The sequence below is a fragment of the Streptomyces sp. NPDC050423 genome, from assembly GCF_040655445.1.
Taxonomy (GTDB): domain Bacteria; phylum Actinomycetota; class Actinomycetes; order Streptomycetales; family Streptomycetaceae; genus Streptomyces.
In genome coordinates, this window is the sequence record NZ_JBFAJY010000017.1 from 111,073 (window position 1) to 131,854 (window position 20,782).

Below are 20,782 nucleotides of genomic sequence, written 5' to 3' on the forward strand. Positions count from 1 at the left end.
AACCGCACGACGGTACGGAACGAGCGGTCACAGGACGGATTCGTGCGGAACAGGCCGGTACGGGTCAGGCCGGTACGGGTCAGGCCGGTACGGGTCAGGCCGGTACGGGTCAGGCCGGTACGGAGCGAGTCGGGATCGATGAACTGCTGGAGCGGGTCCGGTCCGGGTACGAGCGGCTCGGCCCCGACGAGGCGAGGGCGGCGGCTGCCGAGGGGGCCCTGCTCGTCGACATCCGCTACGCGGAGCTGCGCACCCGGGACGGGCTGATCCCGGGAGCGCTGGTCGTCGAACGCAATGAGCTGGAGTGGCGGCTGGACCCGCGAGGGAGCCATCGCGTGGCGGAGGCGGTGAGCCACGGCCTCCAGGTCGTGGTGATCTGCAACGAGGGCTACGCGTCGAGCCTCGCCGTCGAGTCCCTGCACCGGCTCGGGCTGTACCGGGCCACCGATCTGGTCGGCGGCTTCCGGGCCTGGCGCGCGGCGGGGCTCCCGGTCGACGCGTGACCGGGAACCCGGGGCGGGGCTCCCGGGCCGACGGCGGCTCGGGTCACTGACTCGACGTGACGGCCTCCACCGGGCGGGCCTTCAGCGCCACTCCGCCCGGCAGTGCCGTGGCAAGTCAGGGCCGTCAGCACCGCGGCAGACAGTCCGGGCCAGCAGCGCCGCGGCGCCCACCGCCGTCGGTACAGGGGGCGGTCAGGTCGTGCGGCAACGTCAGATCCCCGGAGCCCAGGCCTGGGTGGTAGACGGCGGTGGTAGACGGCGCCGACCGTGAGGGCAGCGGGTATCCCGTCGCCGGGGTACGGCTCCAGTTTACTGCCGGGACTCTGGGGTGCCGGCTGATGTGCCGATGCCGAGGCCGGGCCCGCCGTGTCCACGGGGGCCTGCCGGATCCCTGATCTCGGTACCAACGGGCTGCTCGTCGGCACGCGTCACACACTGCTCCGTGCACAGGTGCCTGTGCACGGAGCGTTCCGTCGTCTTCGTGCGGGCTTTCCCCCGCACCAAGGCGCTTCCCGGCCCGCGCGTCAAAGGGCGATTCCCGGCCCGAATCCGTAGCGACACACCCGTATGGCCTCGCTCCGGTGGAGCGATCCCCGTGCGGGACGGACATTCGCCTCAACGACAAGGACCGCTATGACGGGGAGCCCGCACCCATGCCGACCACCGCCCACACCCCTGATGAACTCGACGTCCAGGCCGCTCGTCTCCACGACACCGATGCGTGGCGGCAGATCGTCACGGGCTGGGACCTCACGGCCCAGGAACCCGTGCGTCCCGTCCCGGCCGGGTCCGATCCGGCCGGCCCGTCACACCCGCCGCATCCGTCGCAGGGGGCCCCGGCCGACTGGCGTGACCTGCTGTCCGTCCCTGTCGGTCAGCTCATCGCGGATACGGTCCGCGCCCTGCCCGCCACCGCGCCGCGCGAGCGTCCGCTCCCCGGGCGCATCGGTGCGGTTCTGCCCGACCGGCTCCACTCCTGGCGGCGCATCGGACAGGCCGAGGTGCGCCCCTCCACCCATCTCGCCCATGCGCGGCAGATCCTGACCGAGTGGGGCTGGCAGAACACCCCGTACCGGCTGCGCAACGCCAGGGGTGCCCGCTGCGTCTGCGGTGCCATGCTCACCGCGCACCGCCTCGGCTACGGCTCGCAGGCCACCGTCGACCGGGCCGGCGCCTGGCTGATCACCGAGCTCCGTTCCCAGGGCTGGACCGGGCTGATCGGGCCGTGGAACCGGTACCCCGGGCGCACCGCCGCAGAAGCCGTCGCCCTGATCGACGCCACCATCAGCCGCGCCGCCCGCGCCGGGCAGTAAGCACACAGCAGGGATGCCGGCCGGTCAGAAGGGATCGTCCAGCCCTTCCGTGTCCTCGCCCTCTTCCTCAAGTGCTCTGCGCACCACACGCAGGGCCATTCCCTCCCCGTATCCCTTGCGGGCGAGCATGCCGGCGAGCCGGCGCAGTCGCTTGTCGCGGTCCAGCCCCCGGGTGGACCGGAGTCTGCGCGCGACGAGTTCACGCGCTGTCGCCTCCTCCTGCTCCGGGTCGAGCTGACCGACGGCTTCGTCGATGACCGCCGAGTCCACCCCCTTGGTCCGCAGCTCACGGACGAGTGCGCGGCGGGCGAGCCCCCGGCCCTGATGCCGGGATTCCACCCAGGCATCGGCGAACGCGGCATCGTCGATCAGTCCGACATCCTCGAAGCGCGACAGCACTTCTTCGGCGGCCTCATCGGGAATCTCCCGTTTGCGCAGTGCGTCCGCGAGCTGTTTCCGGGTGCGCGCAGTCCCGGTGAGCAGCCGCAGACAGATGTCGCGCGCCTGCTCGACCGGGTCTCGCGGCTCCCCCTTCCCGGCCCTCGGCGGGGAGGGGGAGCCGCTGCTTCCGGAACGGGAGCGGGAACGGCGCCCGCCCCCCTCACCGAATCCGGAGCCCGAACCCGACCCCCTGCCCCGGCCGGCCCCCGCCGGCTCGAAGGGAGGATCGGACTCGGGATCGGGCCCGGTGGTGTGTCCGGCGGCGGATTCGGGGCCGGGGCCCGCGCCGGATTCGGCAGCGCTGCCCGGCCACTCCGTACGACGCGTCACGGTCTAGCTCTTGGCCGCCGCCGTCTTGGCCGGCTTGGCCTTGCCGGCCGCAGCGGACACCGGCTTCGCCGCGCCGTCGGCCGGAGCCGCGGCGGTTCCGGCCGCATCCGCCCCGGGCTCTGCGGGCACTGCCTCGGGCCGCACACCGACGCCCAGCTTCTCCAGGATCTTCTTCTCGATCTCGTTGGCGAGATCGGGGTTGTCCTTGAGGAAGTTGCGGGCGTTCTCCTTGCCCTGGCCGAGCTGGTCGCCCTCGTACGTGTACCAGGCGCCGGCCTTGCGCACGAAGCCGTTGTCCACGCCCATGTCGATCAGACCGCCCTCGCGGCTGATGCCATGGCCGTAGAGGATGTCGAACTCGGCCTGCTTGAACGGCGGCGCGACCTTGTTCTTGACGACCTTGACGCGGGTGCGGTTACCGACGGCGTCGGTGCCGTCCTTGAGCGTCTCGATCCGTCGGATGTCGAGGCGCACCGAGGCGTAGAACTTGAGCGCGCGGCCACCCGTGGTGGTCTCCGGCGAGCCGAACATCACACCGATCTTCTCGCGGAGCTGGTTGATGAAGATCGCGGTGGTCTTGGACTGGTTGAGCGCGCTGGTGATCTTGCGGAGCGCCTGGCTCATCAGACGGGCCTGCAGACCCACGTGCGAGTCACCCATCTCGCCCTCGATCTCCGCACGGGGCACCAGGGCCGCGACGGAGTCGATGACGATCAGATCGAGGGCGCCCGAGCGGATCAGCATGTCCACGATCTCAAGAGCCTGCTCACCGTTGTCCGGCTGGGACAGGATGAGGTTGTCGATGTCGACGCCGAGCTTCTTCGCGTACTCGGGGTCGAGGGCGTGTTCGGCATCGATGAAGGCCACCGTGCCGCCGAGCTTCTGCGCGTTCGCCACGGCGTGCAGCGTCAGCGTCGTCTTGCCGGAGGACTCCGGTCCGTACACCTCCACCACACGGCCGCGCGGCAGGCCGCCGACGCCGAGCGCGACGTCGAGCGCCGTCGAACCGGTGGGGATCACTTCGATGGGCTCGTTCGGCCGCTCGCCGAGGCGCATCACCGCGCCCTTGCCGAATTGCCGTTCAATCTGTGCGAGTGCGGCGTCCAACGCCTTCTCGCGGTCGTTTCCTGCCATGGGTTCCACCCGATTTGCTTGAGTCGATCGCTTCACGTCTCAGACGCTAACCCCTGCCACTGACAATGGGCCTCGACGTCCTCCCGGCCTGTGGACAACTCCACGGTCGAGCCCGGCAAAACCCGGCCGGAATCCCATGAGAACGGATGTTCGATTTTAGTGTCAAGCGCACCACGCCGCACCGGCTCGCCACCAGGATAGCCCCGATAACGGTCACCAATGGGGCTACCGCCACATATCCGTCATCACGCTCAATATCGGCGCTACGGCGGCATCATCGGGCAGAAGCGCCTCCGCCCTCACCGGGCACGCACAGCTCCCTCAGGAGCCCGGCTGCCGTCCCTGCGACTCCTCGTCCGTCCCCTGCCCGCCGCCGTCCTCCGGGGCATGCCAGAGCCGGCGCAGCCGCATGGGCAGCGGCTCGCCGCGCCGCCCCTGGTGCCGGCCCTGCACCCGCGGGTCGTCCGCGACGTCGTACCGCTTCACGTAAGCGCCGAGGAAGGCCTGCAGCGTGGCCACGGCCGGGATGGCGATCAGCGCGCCGACCGCGCCCATCAGCGCCGTGCCCGCGATCACCGAGCCGAAGGCGACCGCCGGATGGATGTCCACAGTCCTGGAGGTCAGCTTGGGCTGCAGCACGTAGTTCTCGAACTGCTGGTACACCACGACGAACCCGAGGACCCAGAGGGCGTACCAGGGGTCGACGGTGAAGGCGATCAGCATCGGCAGGGCGCCCGCCAGATAAGTGCCGATCGTGGGGATGAACTGCGACACGAGCCCGACCCAGACCGCGAGCGCCGGCGCGTACGGCACTCCGAGAGCCGCCAGCAGGATGTAGTGCGCGACTCCGGAGACCAGCGCCATCAGGCCGCGCGAGTAGAGATACCCACCGGTCTTGGCGACCGCGATCTCCCAGGCCCGCAACACCTCGGCCTGGCGGGACGGCGGGAGGACGGAACACAGCCCGCGGCGCAGCCGGGGCCCGTCGGCCGCGAAGTAGAAGGAGAACAGGAAGATCGTCAGCAGCCGGAACAGACCGCCGAGGACCGTGGTCGACACGTCGAGCACACCGGTCGCACTGTTCTGGACGTACTTCTGCAACCAGTCGGAGTGCAGCAGGCTGTCCTGCACCTCGACCCGGGAGAGCTCCGTGCGGAAGGTCTGGTTGACCCAGTTGATCACCGAGTCGAGGTACTTGGGGAACTCGTCGACCATGTCGACGATCTGGCCCGCGAGCATCGAGCCGAGCATCACGACGAAACCAACGCTCGCGATCAGCACGGCGAGGAAGACCAGGAAGGTGGCGAGGCCCCGGCGCATACCGGCGGCCGACATGCGGCTCACCGCGGGCTCGATGGCGAGCGCCAGGAAGAAGGAGATCAGCACATTGATCAGCAGGCCGATGAGCTGGTCGAACGCCCAGCTCCCGAGCCGGAAGCAGGCGTAGAGCGCAAGGGCCAGCACCATCGCACGCGGCAGCCAGGCGGGCATGCGGACCCGCCCGGTGCCGGACGGCGGGGCCGGTGGCTCGGCCGGCGGGACGGGCGGGGTGCGGGGGGGCTGGATCTGAGCGGTCTCGTCTGTCGGTGCCACGGAGCCAGTCTCGCCTACCGCTGCGACACGCCGTCGCGCACCCCGGGCGACCGCCCGGCGCAGAGCGCTGAGCTGTGTGTCAGCGTTTGTCCGCGGGGATGCCGACCGCCGTGCAGACTCCGCGCCAGACGTCCTTGGCGTCCCACCCGGCGGCCAGCGCCTGATGCACCGTGCACCCGCCGAGCTCGGCCATCACATGGTCACGCGCGAAGGAGTCGGCGTAGCCCGCGCCGAAGTGGTCCGCCATCCGCTCCCAGAAAATCGTCAACCGCATGCCATCAGTATCCCGCTCCTGAGAGTGCAGACGGGCCGCCTGCCCTTGCCGAGAGCGTTCACCGGCCTACGGTCGGTCCATGGCTGGAACCGGAGAAAGTCCCCTCAACCGTGCCGAGCAGTTCATCTGGCTCACGGCCCGTGTCCTCGAACAGCGGCGGTTCGCCCATCACTTCCTGAAAGGAAGTGCGGATGCCGTGGAAACGGCGCTCGCCGCGTATCTCAATGAGGACGGCGGGTACGGTCACGCGCTCGAACCCGATCTGCGCGGCCCCGTCAGTCAGCCGCTGCACACGGCCCACGCGCTGAGCGTCCTCGACTCCATCGGCCGCTGCGACGGTCTCCGGGTGGAGCGGATCTGCCGTTTCCTCACGGACGTGTCCACGAAGGAGGGGGCACTGCCCGCGCTCCTTCCCTCACAACGCGGCTATCCGGCCGCACCATTCATTCCGATCGTCGACGACCCGCCGGCCGAGCTGCTGGCCACCGGCCCCGTCGTCGGGCTGCTGCACCGAAACGCGGTCTGGCATGCCTGGCTCTTCCGGGCCACCGACTTCTGCTGGGCGGCCGTCGACGCCCTTCAGGTGTCGCATCCGTACGAGATCGAGGCGGCCGTCGCCTTTCTCGACGGAGCCCCGGACCGGTCGCGGGCCGAGGCCGCGGCCGATCGCCTGGGGCGCCTGGTACGCGACCAGCGGCTCGCCGTACTGGATCCGGAGCAGCGCGCGGAGTACCCGGTGGCGGCCGGATACGCGCCCGGCGAGCAGCACTTCCCGTACGACTACGCCCGTGCCCCCGAGTCGCTCGCCCGCCGGTGGTTCACCGACGCGGAGATGGATCTGTCACTGGACCACCTGGCGGCCGGGCAGGAGGCGGACGGCGGCTGGCCGGTGACCTGGCGGCAATGGGCGCCGGGGACCGCACTGGAGGGGCGGCCCCTGGTGACGCTCAGGGCGTTGCAGACGCTGCGCGCGCACGGGCGCGGCCTGGGCTGACACGGGTCCCCGGGCCGCGGGTGTTCACCCGAGGGCGCGCACTGCGGCGGTGACGGCCACGGCAGCGCCCACCACGACGAGGAAGGGGGCGCGCAGGACGAGTGCGAGCGCCGCCGCGGCGAGGCCCGCGCCCCTGGCGTCCAGCACCAGGTGCTGTCCGTCCCCGAAGGTCTGCTGCGCGGTCAGGGCGGCCAGGAGCGCCACCGGCAGCAGCGCGGCGAGGCGCTGCACGAGGGGGCGCTCCAGAGCTCCGGCGGGCACCAGGAGCCCGAGGAGCTTGGCGAGGTAGCAGCCGACGGCAGTCAGCGCGATGGCGATCCAGACGTTCATCGGCCGTCCTCCGAAGTGCTCGTGCGCGCAACCGTCGCGTCGTTCATGTCGTTCATGTCCCTCGGGCCCTTACCGCGTCCCCTCATGAAGAGGACGATGGGTGCCGCGAGCGCGGACACCAGTACGGGCACCCCGGCGGGCAGCACCGGCAGCAGACCGAGGACGAGGACAACCGCGATCCCGGCGGTGACGCGTTCCGTCGTGGTCTTCAGCATCGGCGCGAGCAGGGCGAGAAAGACGGCGGGACTGGCCGCGTCCAGCCCCCAGGCGTCGGTGTCGCCGAGCGCCTCGGCGCCCAGGGCGCCGACCAGCGTGGTGAGGTTCCACAGCACGTAGAGCGTGAGCCCGGTGACGGTGAAGCCGATCCGGGCGGCCCGCCGGGTGGGCTGGGGCAGCGTCACGGCTGTCGTCTCGTCGATCACCCAGTGGGCGGCGAAGGGACGCACGACGCGCGGGAGTGAGAGCAACTGCGACAGCCGCAGGCCGTAGAACGAGTTGCGTACGCCGAGGAAGAAGGCACCGGCTGCCGCGGTGTACGGATTGCCGCCCGCGGCGAGGGCGCCCACCAGGGCGAACTGGGAGGCCCCGGTGAAGACGAGGAGGCTGAGCGCGCAGGTCTGCAGCAGGCTCAGTCCGGAGCCGGCCGAGGTGACGCCGAAGGCGAAGCCGGAGAGCCCGACGGCGATGCCGACGCCGAGCGCGTCACGTACGACGGCCGCGTCCGGCTTCGCCCCGGCGGTCATCACACTGCCGCCGGCCGGTTCGCCGGCTCTCTGAGGTGCTGTCTGTTCTGCCACGGTCGGAACGCTACCCGGGCAGCTCAGGGCCGGTCTTGTACGTTCTTGCACGTTCGCGCTGGTAGGCGCCCGGCGGCACGCCCACGATCCGGGTGAAGTGACGGTTGAGGTGCGGCTGGTCGGTGAAGCCGACCTCGGCGGCCGCCACCGCGGGAGGCGTGCCCGCGTCGAGCATCCGGCGCGCACGTCGGACCCGGGCGTCGGTGAGCCAGGTGTGCGGCGGCATTCCGTACTGCTTCTTGAAGGCCCTCAGCAGCGCGAACGGGCTCGTGCCCAGCTCGGTGGCCAGCGCCTCCAGCGTGGGCGGCCCGGCCATCCTGCTCTCCAGTACGGCTCGGGCACGCTCCGCGTCCCGCGCGCCCGCCGCCCGGGGCTCGAAGAGGGGAAGCGCGCTGCCGTGCCGGGTGAGCAGGCGCGTGACCATGACCCGCAGCAGACTGTCCGCGGCGAGTGCGTTGCCCTCCTCCGCCGCGCGGTGGACCTCGCCGATCAGCCGGGCCGCGTACGGATCGACCACGCCGGTCTCCGTGAAGCCGACCGTGCCCCGCAGGCTCGTCGTATCGGCCGCGATGTCGTTGATCACCTGTGCGGACGGGTAGAGCGTGGCGTACACCCAGCCCTCGGGGACACCGGCGCGGGCGGTGTGCGGCACCTCCGGGTTGATCATGACGACGGTGCCGGGGCCCGCGTGGACGGTGCCGCCGGGCAGCCCGACGTCCTCGACCCCGTGGCTGATGGTGCCGAACACATAGCCCTCGTGGCTGTGGCGCGGGAAGGTGTGGCGGACGTAGCGGGCCCGCAGCAGGTCGAGGTCGGGCAGTTCCGCGTACTGCCAGTACCTCGCCCACTCCCCCGGTCCCGCGGTTCCCGCCATACCCGGATTCTCGCAGCTCGCGGCGGAGGTCACCGACCGTGGCCGCCCGGCCGCGAATCCGGCCGGAGCGGGTGGCCCGGCCCGGTCGCAGGGCGGCGTCGCGGCCGTTGTCAGTAGCGGGGTGCACGATAGGGACCATGACCGGCTCCGCACTCGATTCGTTCTCCGCCGCGACCCGCAGCTGGTTCACGGGCGCCTTCAGCGCGCCGACGGCCGCGCAGGAGGGCGCCTGGCGGGCGATCGGCGCCGGGTCGGACGTGCTGGTCGTCGCGCCGACCGGATCGGGCAAGACCCTGGCCGCCTTCCTCGCCGCCCTGGACCAGCTGACGACGGTCCCGCCGCCCGCCGAGGCGAAGAAGCGCTGCCGGGTGCTTTACGTATCGCCACTCAAAGCCCTCGCGGTCGACGTGGAGCGCAATCTCCGCTCCCCGCTCACCGGCATCCGCCAGGAGTCGGTGCGCCTCGGACTGCCCGAGCCCGAGGTACGCGTGGGGATCCGCTCGGGCGACACCCCGCCCGCCGAGCGCCGGTCGATGGCGACCAGGCCGCCGGACATCCTGATCACCACGCCCGAGTCCCTGTTCCTGATGCTGACCTCCTCGGCCCGGGAGGCGCTGGCCGGGATCGAGACGGTGATCCTGGACGAGGTGCATGCCGTCGCGGGCACCAAGCGGGGCGCCCATCTCGCCCTGTCGCTGGAGCGCCTCGACGAACTGCTGCCGCGGCCGGCCCGCCGGATCGGCCTGTCCGCCACGGTCCGCCCGGTCGACGAAGTGGCGCGGTTCCTCTCCCCGCAGCGGCGGGTGGAGATCGTCCAGCCGCCGTCCACCAAACAGTTCGATCTGTCGGTGGTCGTACCGGTCGAGGATCTGGGCGAGCTCGGCGGCTCCCCCGCCGCCGGCACCGACACCGCGGGCCAGGCGGACAAGCCGTCGATCTGGCCGCATGTGGAGGAGCGGATCGCCGATCTCGTCCAGGCGCACCGCTCCACCATCGTCTTCGCCAACTCCCGCCGTCTCGCCGAGCGGCTCTGCAACCGGCTCAACGAGATCGCGTACGAGCGGGCCACCGGCGAGACGATGCCGGAGGCCCACTCCCCCGCCGAGATCATGGCCGAGTCGGGTGCCGCGAAGGGTGCGCCCGCTCTGCTCGCGCGGGCGCACCACGGATCGGTCTCCAAGGAACAGCGGGCCCAGGTCGAGGAGGACCTCAAGGCGGGCAGGCTGCCCGCCGTGGTCGCCACCTCGAGCCTGGAGCTGGGCATCGACATGGGTGCGGTCGACCTGGTGATCCAGGTGGAGTCACCGCCGTCGGTCGCCTCCGGGCTGCAGCGGGTCGGCCGTGCCGGACACCAGGTGGGAGCGGTGTCCACCGGGGTCGTGTTCCCGAAGTACCGCGGTGATCTGGTGCAGGCGGCGGTGGTCACCGAGCGGATGCGCGAGGGTTCCATCGAGGCGCTGCGGATCCCGTCCAACCCGCTGGACGTGCTGGCCCAGCAGCTGGTCGCGATGGTCGCCCTGGACAGCTGGCAGGTGGACGACCTGCTGGCCGTGACCCGCCGGGCCGCCCCTTTCGCCTCGCTTCCCGAGTCGGCGTTCACCGCCGTGCTCGACATGCTGGCCGGCCGCTATCCGTCCGACGCCTTCGCCGAACTGCGCCCGCGCGTGGTCTGGGACCGCGTCGCGGGTACGGTCACGGGCCGTCCCGGCGCCCAGCGGCTCGCGGTCACCTCCGGTGGCACCATTCCCGACCGCGGACTCTTCGGGGTCTTCCTCGCGGGAGCCGACCCCAAGAAGGGCGGCGGCCGGGTCGGTGAGCTGGACGAGGAGATGGTGTACGAGTCCCGGGTCGGCGACGTCTTCACGCTGGGCACCACGTCCTGGCGGATCGAGGACATCACCCGCGACCGGGTCCTGGTGACGCCCGCGCCCGGCGTTCCCGGACGGCTGCCGTTCTGGAAGGGCGACCAGCTGGGCCGCCCGCTGGAGCTGGGCCGCGCCCTGGGCGCCTTCCTGCGCGAGCTCGGCGGGCTGTCCCCCGAGGACGCGCGGCAACGGCTGCTGGCCGCGGGCCTGGACACCTGGGCCGTGGACAACGTGCTGTCGTACATCGACGAGCAGCGCCGGGCCTGTGGTCACGTGCCGGACGACCGGACGATCCTCGTCGAGCGTTTCCGCGACGAGCTGGGCGACTGGCGTGTCGTCGTGCACTCGCCGTTCGGCGCCCAGGTGCACGCCCCGTGGGCGCTCGCGCTCAGCGCCCGCCTCGCCGAGCGGTACGGCATGGACGCCCAGGTCATGCACGCCGACGACGGTATCGTCCTCAGGCTGCCGGACGCCGACATGATGGGCCTGGATCTCCTCGACTTCGACCCGGTGGACCAGGACCGGGCCGACTCCGGCGGCAGGGCACCGGCCCCGCTGTCGAACGCCGCCCAGGACGGCGACCAGCCCCCCGTCGGCGCCGCCGATGTGGCCTTCGACCAGGGCGAGATCGGGCAGATCGTCACCGACCAGGTCGGCGGTTCCGCCCTGTTCGCCTCCCGGTTCCGCGAGTGCGCGGCCAGGGCACTCCTGCTCCCGCGGCGCAGCCCCGGCAAGCGCACACCGCTGTGGCAGCAGCGGCAGCGGGCCGCCCAGCTCCTCCAGGTCGCCTCCGAGTTCGGCTCCTTCCCCATCGTTCTCGAAGCGGTCCGCGAATGCCTCCAGGACGTCTTCGACGTCCCCGGGCTCACGGAAGTGATGGGCGATCTGGAAGCGCGCCGGATCCGCCTGGTCGAGGTGACGACCCAGGAACCCTCACCGTTCGCACGCTCGCTCCTGTTCGGCTACGTCGCGCAGTTCCTGTACGAGGGCGACTCCCCCCTCGCCGAGCGGCGAGCCGCCGCGCTCTCCCTCGATTCCCACCTCCTGGCCGAGCTGCTGGGCCAGGCGGAGCTGCGCGAGCTGCTCGACGCCGACGTCCTGACCGAGCTGGAGCGGGAGCTCCAGTGGCTGGCCGAGGACCGCCGGATCAAGGACATCGAGGGCGTCGCCGATCTGCTGCGGGTCCTGGGACCCCTCACCACCGCGGAACTGGCCGAGCGCGGGGCCGAACCACCGTGGGCGCAGGAGCTGTCATCGGCCCGCCGGGCCATCCGGGTCCGGATCGGCGGCGGCGAGCACTGGGCGGCGATCGAGGACGCCGGACGGCTGCGCGACGCACTGGGCACAGCGCTTCCCGTAGGCGTCCCGGAGGCGTTCACCGAACCGGTGAAGGACCCGCTCGGCGATCTCCTCGCCCGCTACGCCCGTACGCACGGCCCGTTCACCTCCACCGCGGCCGCCGCCCGCTTCGGCCTCGGCACCGCGGTCACCGACGGTGCGCTGCAACGGCTGGCGGCGTCCGGCCGGATCGTCCAGGGGGAGTTCCATCCCGCCGGCATCGGCCAGGAGTGGTGCGACGCCACGGTGCTGCGGCGGCTGCGGCGCCGCTCGCTCGCCGCGCTCCGGCACGAGCTGGAGCCGGTCCCGCCCGCCGCCCTCGCGGGCTTCCTGCCCCAGTGGCAGCATCTCGGCAGCAACAGCCTGCGCGGAATCGACGGACTGGCCCGTGCCATCGAGCAGTTGCAGGGCGCTCCCGTCCCCGCGTCGGCCCTGGAGAAGCTGGTCCTGCCCGGCCGCGTCACCGATTACTCCCCCGCGCTGCTCGACGAACTCACCACCACCGGCGAGGTCGTGTGGGCCGGTGCGGGCGCCCTCCCCGGCAAGGACGGCTGGCTCTCCCTCTACCTGGCCGACAGCGCCCCCCTGCTCCTGGCTCCCCCGCGCCCGCTCGAACTCAGCGCACTGCACGAATCCGTGCTCACCTCTCTGACCGGCGGATACGGGCTCTTCTTCCGCCAGATCGCCGATCAGGTCCGGGCCACCACGCACCCGGACTGCACCGATCCGCAGCTGGCGGACGCGCTCTGGGACCTCACCTGGTCGGGCCGGCTCACCAACGACACGCTGGCACCGCTGCGTTCGCTCCTCGGCTCCGGTCGCACCGCCGGATCGACCGCGCACCGAGCCAGACGGAACGTCCCGCGCGGCCGTTACGGCTCGCTGACGGCCTCGGCCCGCCCGGCCTCCCGCACGGGCCCGCCCACGGTGTCGGGCCGCTGGTCCCTGCTGCCCGCCGCCGAGCCGGACCCCACTCGCCGGGCCCACGCCCTGGCCCGCACCCTGCTGGACCGGCACGGTGTGGTGACCCGCGGCGCGGTCCAGGCCGAGGGCGTCGTGGGCGGCTTCTCCGCCGCGTACCGCGTGCTGTCCGTCTTCGAGGACAACGGTCAGGCGCGCCGCGGCTATGTCGTGGAGGGGCTGGGGGCCGCACAGTTCGCCATGGACGGCGCGGTCGACCGGCTCCGCGCGGCGTCCACCGCCCGCGACCGCAAGGAACCGGGCGTGGCCCCCGGCGCCCTGGTCCTCGCCGCGGCCGACCCGGCCAATGCCTACGGTGCGGCGCTGCCCTGGCCCGAGCCACCGGACGGGGCCGGGCACAAGCCCGGCCGCAAGGCGGGCTCCCTCGTGGTCCTGGTCGACGGCGAACTGACCCTCTACATGGAGCGCGGCGGGAAGACGCTGCTGGCCTGGCCCGCCGATCCGGATGATCCCGCCCTCCGGGCGGCCGCGGCGGCCCTGGCCGCGGCCGCCCGCGCCGGAGCCCTCGGCACGGTGACGGTGGAGCGCACCAACGGCGCCTCGGCGCTGACCTCGCCGCTGGGCCGCACGCTGGAGTCGGCCGGTTTCCTCGCCACCCCGAGAGGCCTCCGCCTCCGCGCCTGACCCGGCCCGCGCAGCGCCGCGGCTGCCGCCCCGGGAACCGCCCCGCAGCCCACATCCCGCGCATCATGGAGGCATGCCCGAAGGAGACACCGTCCTGCAGACCGCCAGGAGTCTGCACCACGCGCTCGCAGATCAGGTCCTCACCAGGTCCGACCTGCGCGTCCCCCGGTTCGCCACTGCCGACCTCACTGGCCGGACCGTGCTCGGCGTCATCTCGCGCGGCAAGCACCTGCTGACCCGCTTCGAGGGCGGCCTGACCCTCCACAGCCATCTGCGGATGGACGGCGCCTGGCGGATCTACGACCCTGACGAGCGCTGGCGCGGCGGCCCCGCACACCAGATCCGCGCCATCCTCGCCAACACCGCGCACACGGCCGTCGGCTACCGCCTCCCCGTCCTCGAACTCCTGCGCACCGCGGACGAGGAGACGGCGGTCGGCCACCTCGGCCCGGACCTCCTGGGCCCCGACTGGGACGCCGGCACAGCGCTGCGCAATCTGCTCGCCGACCCCGCCCGCCCCCTCGGCGAGGCCCTCCTCGACCAGCGCAACCTGGCCGGCATCGGCAACATCTACAAGGCCGAGCTGTGCTTCCTGGCCCGTGCCACGCCCTGGCTCCCCGTCGGTGAACTGCCCGCGGCCACGGCTGCCCTTCTGGTGAGCACCGCCCACCAGCTCCTCGAAGCCAACCGCGACCGTCCGGTCCGCATCACCACCACCGGCGCACGCCTCCGCACCGCCACCGGTCGGCCTTCCCGCGCCGGCCGCCCGAGCGAGAACCTCTGGGTCTACGGCAGATCCCACCGCCCCTGCCTGCGCTGCGGAACACCGATCCGCACGGCGGAGCAGGACGGCCGCCCCGCCTACTGGTGCCCAGGCTGCCAATCCGGCCCCACCCACTAGTTGACGACCCGTCAGATCCAGTCGTACGGTCCGGTCATGCCCCTCGCCGCGTACGACCTCACCGGCCGATCCGCGTTCGTCACCGGCGCGGCAGGCGGCATCGGCCGCGCCTGCGCCGTCCTCCTCTCGGAGGCGGGCGCCACCGTCCACTGCGCGGATCTCGACGCGAAGGGTCTCCAGGAGACCCGGGAGCTGATCGCCGCGGCCGGTGGCGATGCCCACACCCACCCGCTGGACGTCACCGACCGCGATCAGGTCCGGGCCGCCGTCGCGGCCGCCGGAAATCTGGACATCCTGGCCGCCGTCGCCGGGATCATGCACACGAGCAGCGTCCTGGAGACCGCTGACGAGGACCTCGACCGCGTGCTCTCGGTCAACTTCAAGGGTGTTCTGTACGCCTGTCAGGAAGTGGCCCGCTCCATGCTCGCCCGCGATGCCCCCGGCTCGCTGATCACCATGGCCTCGGGCGCGGTCGACTCCGCCAGCCCGGGGCTGCTCTGCTACAGCGCGGCCAAAGCCGCGGTGGTCCAGCTGACCAAGACCCTGGCGACCGAGCTGGGGCCGCAGGCCATCCGGGTCAACGCCGTCGCCCCGGGCTGGGTCCGCACCCCCATGACCGCCCGCCACGACGCGGAGCAGCAGCACCGGGCGGAGGCCGCCATGGCGCGGATATCGCCGCTGGGCAGGGTCGGGGAGCCCATGGACGTGGCGCACACGGTTCTGCATCTGGCGTCCGACGCGTCGGCCTTCATGACGGGTCAGATCCTCCGCCCGAACGGCGGCGTCGCCATGCCCTGGTAGCCGCCGAGGCAGCCCACCGGGACCACACCCCCGCGGCGCACCGCCGCAGCAGGCCGGTACCCGCGTCGAATATCCCCGTCGGCCGGGCGGTCGCGGCCACATGCACCGGCAGGAGGCTCAGTCCCCAGCCGCCCGCCGCCACCGCTCCCTCAACCACCCCGGTGTGCGCCGGCTCCAGCACCAGCCGCAGCACGGCCCACCACCACACACCACCGAGAACGAGCGCCGGCACCCATCGCCGTACCATGGCTGCCTCCTCCGGCCGAACCCAGTACCCCTCCCGGCAATATGTCCGGCCCGATCACCCGACGGGAGAGCGCACCGGTGCAGTACCGGCGCGCACGGCGCAACCGCACACCCTCGCAGTCTCACCCGGCGCCACCGGGGCCGCATCCAGAGCGGAGCCCCCACCGCTTCCGGTGGGGGCTCCGCGTCCGGCTGTCAGCTCTTGTCGTCGCCGGTCAGGGAGTCCTTGACGCCCTCGGCGCGCTCCTTGGCATCACCCATGGCGCTCTTGGCCTGACCCTTGCCCTGGTCCGTCTTGCCCTCGGCCTCCTTGCGGCGGTCACCGGTCATCTTGCCCATGGCCTCCTTGGCCTTGCCGGTGATCTTGTCCTTCGCGCTTTCGTCTGTCATGGCGACTCCTCCGATGGGGCGGACCGGCAACTACCCGAACGCGGGCAGGCCGGGAGGGGGACCGGTCCGGCGCACTGGCGCCCGGCCGGGTGAGAAAGGGGGCGGGTCAGGCGCTCTCCGCCTGGAACATCCACGCGTGCTTCTCAAGATCGGCGGTCAGCGAGATCAGGATGTCCTGACTGACCGGATCGGGGTCGCCTGTCACCTCGATCCGCTCACGCATCCGGCCGATCACCACACCGAGGGCGTCGACCAGGGTCCGCACCGCGTCCACGTCCTTGACCCAGCCCTCGGGCACGGAGTCGATGGCCGTGGTCCTGGCGATCGTCCCCGACCGCCCGTCCGGGTTGACGCCCAGCGCGGAAGCCCGTTCGGCAACCATGTCGGAGTGCTGGCGGGCAGTGTCGACGACTTCGTCGAGCTGAAGGTGCACAGACCTGAAGCGTGGCCCCACGACGTTCCAGTGGACCTGCTTCGCCACCAGGGAGAGGTCGACGAGATCCACCAGGGCACCCTGGAGCGCATCGCCGACGGACTTGAGGTCGGCCTCGGACAGCGGGCTCTTCACCACAGACATGCACGTCTCCGATCTGATATCCGTTCCGTTCAGCACCACCCACGATGGCACAAACGAAGCAAAAGGGTCATTCGGGGAACGGCCTGCACGAGACCCTTCCCCGGCCTCACACAGGCGCCTGCCCGCCACAACCCCGCCAACACACGCAGAAGCCCCGGTCCGCCCCCTGAGGGGAGGACCGGGGCTCCGGCTTCAGACCGAACCGAGCGGGTCAGGCGGCGACGACATCCACCGCTTCCGCAGGCGCCTTGATGGTCACCCGCCCCGTCGGCACACCCGCCACCGACGAAACAGAGACGGAATTGAGCCTGGGGCGCACCGGCACGGGTACCGGATCGCCGGCTGCTGCCGACTCGGCCAGTTCAGCCAGCGACAGATCATCGCTCACTTCACGCATGAGCTCGGACATCCGTACGTCAAGCGCGTCGCAAATGGCGGAGAGCAGTTCGGAGGATGCCTCCTTCTGCCCCCGCTCCACCTCGGAGAGATAGCCGAGCGAAACTCGGGCGGACGAGGAGACTTCGCGCAGAGTACGGCCTTGGCGCTGGCGCTGCCGACGCAGCACGTCACCAAGCAGGCGACGGAGCAGAATCATCGGTGGCTCCCTCCTCGGACCGCGTAGCCGCATCCTTCACGCCCCACCGTACCGCCTAGCGCCGCGGCCGTGCGGGGAGCGATGTCGTGTTCACTCAGGGCTGCAAACATCAATTCCCCCCGATCTGTTCCGTATCCTGTGCGCTCGCGTACCCGCCGAGTTCGCCGGAGAGCAGATCGAGCACGCTCCGTACGCTCTCATTACGGATGTCCGCTCGTCCGCCGTTCAACCGCAGCGTGGCCACTTTCGCTGCCCCGTCAGGCCCGCACACTGCGACGAAGACCGTTCCCACCGGACGGCCGTCCTGCGGCTCCGGGCCCGCTACGCCGGTGGTCGCGAGCCCCCAGTCCGCTCCGAGGACCCGGCATACGCCCGCGGCCATCTGGGAGGCGACCTCGGGGTCCACCGCGCCGCGCGATGCCAGAAGGGCCGGATCCACACCCAGGACTTCACTCTTCAGGGTGGTCGCATAGGCCGTCACGGACCCGCGGAAGGAGTGCGAGGCACCTGGTACGGACGTCAACTCCGCCGCGACCAGGCCGCCGGTCAGCGACTCGGCGACGGCCAGGGTCTCCCCCCGCTCGACGAGCAGCCGCAGCACCCGGGCCGCGGCTGTCACCGCTCGGCCTCCGCCGCACCGCGGGCCCCTGAGGTCTCTGAGGTCCCGGAGACCCGGTCCACGCCTCCGGTGGCCTCCGGCGTCTCCGCGGCCGCCTCGACGGCTCCCTGCGCCGCGGCCGACCGCTCCGCCGCGAGCCCCTGGCGTCGCAGCACGACGGCCTGGCGCACATAGTCCAGACCGGTGACGACCGTCAGCACGACGGCCACCGCCATCACCCAGAACCGCAGCGTCGCCAGCGGTCCGGTCAGCGCCAGGACGTACATCCCGGCGGCGATCGCCTGCGAAAGCGTCTTCATCTTCCCGCCGCGGCTGGCCGGAATCACCCCGTGTCTGATCACCCAGAACCGCAGCACGGTGATGCCGAGCTCGCGGAAGAGGATCACGCCCGTGACCCACCAGGGCAGATCACCGAGGTACGAGAGGCAGATCAGCGCGGCGCCCATGATCGCTTTGTCGGCGATCGGGTCGGCGATCTTCCCGAAGTCGGTGACCAGGTTGTACGTGCGCGCCAGATGTCCGTCGAACAGATCGGTGATCATCGCGATGGCGAAGGCCGCCCAGGCGAAGGAACGCCACGCCGGGTCGTATCCGCCGTTGTGGAGCAGCAGCAGGACGAATCCGGGCACGAGCACCAGCCGCGCCATGGTGAGGAGGTTGGCGATGTTCCACAGGCTCGCCTGGTTGACGGCCGCAGTGCCCAGCTTCCCGCCGCGGACCGGCGTCGCGCCGGAGCCCCCTGTCGCGGATGCCGGCGCTCCGGTCATCTGGCCACCTCCGCAAGCTCACGGCATTCGGCCACCAGGTCCACGCCCTCGGTGCCCACTGCCTCTGCCTCGACCATACGGCCCGGGACCAGTCCCTCGCGTGCGGTGAAGAGCACCTGGCCGTCCGTTTCGGGCGCCTGGTGCGCCGCGCGGCCCACGGCGCGCGACTCGTCCTCGGTCGCCTCGACCGACTCGACCAGCACCTGGAGCGTCTCCCCGACCCGTTCTTCGGCCCGCTGGGAGGTCAGCTCCTCGGCCAGCCGGGAAATGTGCGCGAGCCGCTCCGCGATGGTGTCGGCGTCCAGCTTGTCGCCGTAGCCGACCGCCTCGGTACCGTCCTCGTCGGAGTAGCCGAAGACGCCGATGGCGTCGAGACGCGCACCGGTGAGGAACCGTTCCAGCTCCGCCAGGTCGGCCTCGGTCTCGCCGGGGAAGCCCACGATGAAGTTGGAGCGGGCGCCGGCCTGCGGGGCCTTGCCCCGGATGGTGTCCAGAAGCTCCAGAAAGCTGTCGGTGTCGCCGAACCGGCGCATCGCCCGCAGCACACCGGGGGCCGAGTGCTGGAAGGAGAGGTCGAAGTAGGGCGCCACCTTGGGCGTCGAGGTCAGTACGTCGATCAGACCGGGCCGCATCTCGGCGGGCTGCAGATAGCTGACCCGGATGCGCTCGATCCCGTCGACGTCCGCGAGCTCCGGCAGCAGCGTCTCCAGCAGCCGGATGTCACCGAGGTCCTTGCCGTACGAGGTGTTGTTCTCGGAGACCAGCATGACCTCCTTCACCCCCTGCTCGGCCAGCCACCGGGTCTCGCCCAGGACGTCCGAGGGGCGCCGCGAGATGAAGGAGCCGCGGAAGGACGGGATGGCGCAGAAGGAGCAGCGGCGGTCGCAGCCGGAGGCCAGCTTCACCGAGGCGACGGGGCTGGTGCCGAGCCGGCGGCGCAGGGGCGCCCGCGGGCCGGAGACCGGCGCGACGCCCTCCGGGAGGTCGGCGGGGGCCGGTACGGCCTCCTGGGCGTGGCCGGGCAGGGCCACGACGGCGTCCTGGCGCTCGGCGGGGCTGATCGGCAGCAGTTTGCGGCGGTCCCGCGGGGTGTGCGAAGCGTGGATGCCACCGTTGAGGATGGTCTGGAGGCGGTCCGAGATGTCTGCGTAGTCATCGAATCCGAGGACTCCGTCCGCTTCCGGCAGGGCCTCGGCGAGGTCCTTGCCGTAGCGCTCGGCCATGCAGCCGACGGCGACGACGGCCTGGGTACGGCCGTGGTCCTTCAGATCATTGGCTTCGAGCAGGGCATCGACGGAGTCCTTCTTGGCGGCCTCGACGAATCCACAGGTGTTGACCACGGCGACATCGGCATCGGAGGCATCCTCGACGAGCTCCCAGCCGTCCGCTGCCAAGCGGCCTGCGAGCTCCTCCGAGTCCACCTCGTTACGGGCGCAGCCAAGAGTGACAAGGGCGACGGTACGGCGTTCGGGCATGGGCTCAAGACTACTTTGTCCCGGCACTGGCCCCACCGCGCAGGTTCCGCAGTCACAGAGAGTGACAAAGCGGCGAGCGCCCGGCGCGATGGCCGGGCGCTCGCCGCAGGGTGCGAACCGTGGAGTGCCGCGGTCAGCCGACCTCGGGGTCACCCTTGGTGTACGAGAGCCGCTCGACCTGACCGGGCTGGAACCGGTCCTCGACCTTCTTGCCGTTGACGAAGAGCTCGATCGAACCGGCGTCGCCGAGGACGAGGTCGACCCGCTCCTTGTCCTGGAACGTCTTGGACTGGCCCTGCTGGAGCAGCCCGTCGAAGAGCAGCCGGCCGTTGTGGTCCTTGGCGGAGATCCAGCTCTTGCCCTGACTGGCGCTGAGTTTGACCGTCACCTTGTCCTGCGGCGCCGCGGCAATGGCGCTGTCGGAGGGAGCCGGCTTGGGATCGGCGGTCTTGCTGGCCGACGGTTTGGGGGTGGTCTTGGCGGACGTGGGGCCTTCGGCGACCTGGTTGGCCGTCGGGGAGTTGTCGCCGCCCTTGAAGAACGTGAAGCCGACGAACCCGACCACGGCGACGATGGCCGCGACCATGGCCGCGGTCCAGTTGGGCCGTCGGGGTTCGGAACGGATCCGCTCGGCCTCGAACAGCGGAGCCGCCGGCGTGGGCGCCGGACGGCCGCCGTGCTCGCCGTCGTACTGCGAGACCAGCGGTTCCGGATCGATGGCGACGGCACGTGCCAGCGTGCGGATGTGGCCGCGCGCATACACGTCACCGCCGCAGCGGGAGAAGTCGTCCGCCTCGATCGCGTGCACGATGGGGATGCGCACCCGGGTGGACGTGCTGACCTCTTCGACCGTGAGACCTGCGGCGATTCGAGCCTGCTGGAGCACTCGACCGATCGAAGGCCGGTCGTCTTCGGGGGAGTTGCCGATGGACACGGGGGCGCCTTTCGAGCGTGAGCCACCTGCTGGATGTTCAGTCTAGGGGGGGTGGGAAAGGGTGGGGCAACCGGGAGGGAGGACTT

General features: G+C 71.6%; 21 protein-coding genes. 6 read left to right on the forward strand and 15 right to left on the reverse strand.

Features of this window, described 5'->3' with window-relative positions; all coding sequences use genetic code 11:
* The first annotated feature begins 134 nt into the window (after positions 1–134).
* Both AB0I52_RS15440 and AB0I52_RS15445 read left to right on the forward strand, forming a co-directional pair.
* On the forward strand, positions 135–503 hold the full coding sequence (locus tag AB0I52_RS15440) for a rhodanese-like domain-containing protein (protein ID WP_363072748.1): 369 nt from the start codon (positions 135–137) through the stop codon (positions 501–503).
* Between the two features lie 653 nt (positions 504–1,156).
* A complete protein-coding gene (locus AB0I52_RS15445; protein ID WP_363072698.1) occupies positions 1,157–1,816 on the forward strand; it encodes a hypothetical protein in 660 nt (219 codons plus the stop codon).
* A gap of 24 nt (positions 1,817–1,840) precedes the next feature.
* Here the strand turns inward: AB0I52_RS15445 and recX are convergent, their stop codons facing one another.
* The 4 genes from recX to AB0I52_RS15465 all read right to left on the reverse strand — a co-directional run bounded on the left by recX (position 1,841) and on the right by AB0I52_RS15465 (position 5,588).
* Entirely contained in the window at positions 1,841–2,587 is a 747-nt protein-coding gene (gene recX, locus AB0I52_RS15450) for a recombination regulator RecX (protein WP_363072700.1), read from the reverse strand.
* A 3-nt stretch (positions 2,588–2,590) separates the two neighbouring features.
* Positions 2,591–3,721, reverse strand: a complete 1,131-nt coding sequence (gene recA, locus AB0I52_RS15455) for a recombinase RecA (RefSeq protein ID WP_363072702.1) — start codon at positions 3,719–3,721, stop codon at positions 2,591–2,593.
* A gap of 321 nt (positions 3,722–4,042) precedes the next feature.
* Positions 4,043–5,212 carry an AI-2E family transporter gene (locus AB0I52_RS15460; RefSeq protein WP_363072750.1) on the reverse strand — a complete coding sequence of 390 codons (1,170 nt, stop codon included), beginning with the start codon at positions 5,210–5,212 and terminating at the stop codon, positions 4,043–4,045.
* 181 nt (positions 5,213–5,393) lie between these two features.
* Complete coding sequence (locus tag AB0I52_RS15465; protein ID WP_363072704.1) at positions 5,394–5,588, reverse strand: DUF3046 domain-containing protein; 195 nt, start codon at positions 5,586–5,588, stop codon at positions 5,394–5,396.
* Between the two features lie 79 nt (positions 5,589–5,667).
* On the opposite strand from AB0I52_RS15465, the gene AB0I52_RS15470 reads away from it, so the two are divergent.
* Entirely contained in the window at positions 5,668–6,582 is a 915-nt protein-coding gene (locus AB0I52_RS15470) for a hypothetical protein (protein ID WP_363072706.1), read from the forward strand.
* A 24-nt stretch (positions 6,583–6,606) separates the two neighbouring features.
* Here the strand turns inward: AB0I52_RS15470 and AB0I52_RS15475 are convergent, their stop codons facing one another.
* The 3 genes from AB0I52_RS15475 to AB0I52_RS15485 form a co-directional block, all read right to left on the reverse strand.
* Positions 6,607–6,912 carry an AzlD domain-containing protein gene (locus AB0I52_RS15475; protein WP_363072708.1) on the reverse strand — a complete coding sequence of 102 codons (306 nt, stop codon included), beginning with the start codon at positions 6,910–6,912 and terminating at the stop codon, positions 6,607–6,609.
* Positions 6,909–7,655 (reverse strand): AzlC family ABC transporter permease, encoded by a 747-nt coding sequence (locus AB0I52_RS15480; RefSeq protein ID WP_363072752.1) that lies wholly within the window; start codon positions 7,653–7,655, stop codon positions 6,909–6,911. The genes AB0I52_RS15475 and AB0I52_RS15480 overlap by 4 nt, the downstream gene beginning before the upstream one ends.
* 64 nt (positions 7,656–7,719) lie before the next feature.
* Complete coding sequence (locus tag AB0I52_RS15485; protein WP_363072710.1) at positions 7,720–8,583, reverse strand: AraC family transcriptional regulator; 864 nt, start codon at positions 8,581–8,583, stop codon at positions 7,720–7,722.
* 137 nt (positions 8,584–8,720) lie between these two features.
* Here AB0I52_RS15485 and AB0I52_RS15490 point away from each other — a divergent pair, with 137 nt between their 5' ends.
* The 3 genes from AB0I52_RS15490 (at position 8,721) to AB0I52_RS15500 (ending at position 15,093) form a co-directional block, all read left to right on the forward strand.
* A complete protein-coding gene (locus AB0I52_RS15490; protein WP_363072712.1) occupies positions 8,721–13,391 on the forward strand; it encodes a DEAD/DEAH box helicase in 4,671 nt (1,556 codons plus the stop codon).
* A 73-nt stretch (positions 13,392–13,464) separates the two neighbouring features.
* Entirely contained in the window at positions 13,465–14,292 is an 828-nt protein-coding gene (locus AB0I52_RS15495; RefSeq protein ID WP_363072714.1) for a DNA-formamidopyrimidine glycosylase family protein, read from the forward strand.
* A 36-nt stretch (positions 14,293–14,328) separates the two neighbouring features.
* Positions 14,329–15,093, forward strand: coding sequence for an SDR family NAD(P)-dependent oxidoreductase (locus tag AB0I52_RS15500; protein ID WP_363072716.1), 765 nt, complete (start codon positions 14,329–14,331; stop codon positions 15,091–15,093).
* On the opposite strand, the gene AB0I52_RS15505 is transcribed toward AB0I52_RS15500, so the two are convergent.
* From AB0I52_RS15505 to AB0I52_RS15540, 8 genes are all read right to left on the reverse strand, one after another.
* Positions 15,041–15,340, reverse strand: coding sequence for a hypothetical protein (locus AB0I52_RS15505; RefSeq protein WP_363072718.1), 300 nt, complete (start codon positions 15,338–15,340; stop codon positions 15,041–15,043). The genes AB0I52_RS15500 and AB0I52_RS15505 overlap by 53 nt on opposite strands.
* A gap of 194 nt (positions 15,341–15,534) precedes the next feature.
* The gene (locus AB0I52_RS15510) at positions 15,535–15,729 is read right to left on the reverse strand and encodes a CsbD family protein (RefSeq protein ID WP_363072720.1); all 195 of its coding nucleotides are present in this window, start codon (positions 15,727–15,729) and stop codon (positions 15,535–15,537) included.
* A gap of 106 nt (positions 15,730–15,835) precedes the next feature.
* Positions 15,836–16,306 (reverse strand): DNA starvation/stationary phase protection protein, encoded by a 471-nt coding sequence (locus AB0I52_RS15515; RefSeq protein WP_363072722.1) that lies wholly within the window; start codon positions 16,304–16,306, stop codon positions 15,836–15,838.
* Between the two features lie 211 nt (positions 16,307–16,517).
* Positions 16,518–16,901: a helix-turn-helix transcriptional regulator gene (locus AB0I52_RS15520; protein WP_024492760.1), complete on the reverse strand. Its 384-nt coding sequence runs from the start codon at positions 16,899–16,901 to the stop codon at positions 16,518–16,520.
* A 109-nt stretch (positions 16,902–17,010) separates the two neighbouring features.
* Positions 17,011–17,520, reverse strand: a complete 510-nt coding sequence (locus AB0I52_RS15525; RefSeq protein ID WP_363072724.1) for a nicotinamide-nucleotide amidohydrolase family protein — start codon at positions 17,518–17,520, stop codon at positions 17,011–17,013.
* Entirely contained in the window at positions 17,517–18,287 is a 771-nt protein-coding gene (gene pgsA, locus AB0I52_RS15530) for a CDP-diacylglycerol--glycerol-3-phosphate 3-phosphatidyltransferase (RefSeq protein ID WP_363072726.1), read from the reverse strand. The genes AB0I52_RS15525 and pgsA overlap by 4 nt, the downstream gene beginning before the upstream one ends.
* Positions 18,284–19,762, reverse strand: coding sequence for a 30S ribosomal protein S12 methylthiotransferase RimO (gene rimO / locus AB0I52_RS15535; RefSeq protein WP_363072728.1), 1,479 nt, complete (start codon positions 19,760–19,762; stop codon positions 18,284–18,286). Before rimO ends, pgsA begins: the two co-directional genes overlap by 4 nt.
* 133 nt (positions 19,763–19,895) lie before the next feature.
* On the reverse strand, positions 19,896–20,696 hold the full coding sequence (locus tag AB0I52_RS15540; RefSeq protein WP_363072730.1) for a RodZ domain-containing protein: 801 nt from the start codon (positions 20,694–20,696) through the stop codon (positions 19,896–19,898).
* Positions 20,697–20,782: the final 86 nt, after the last annotated feature.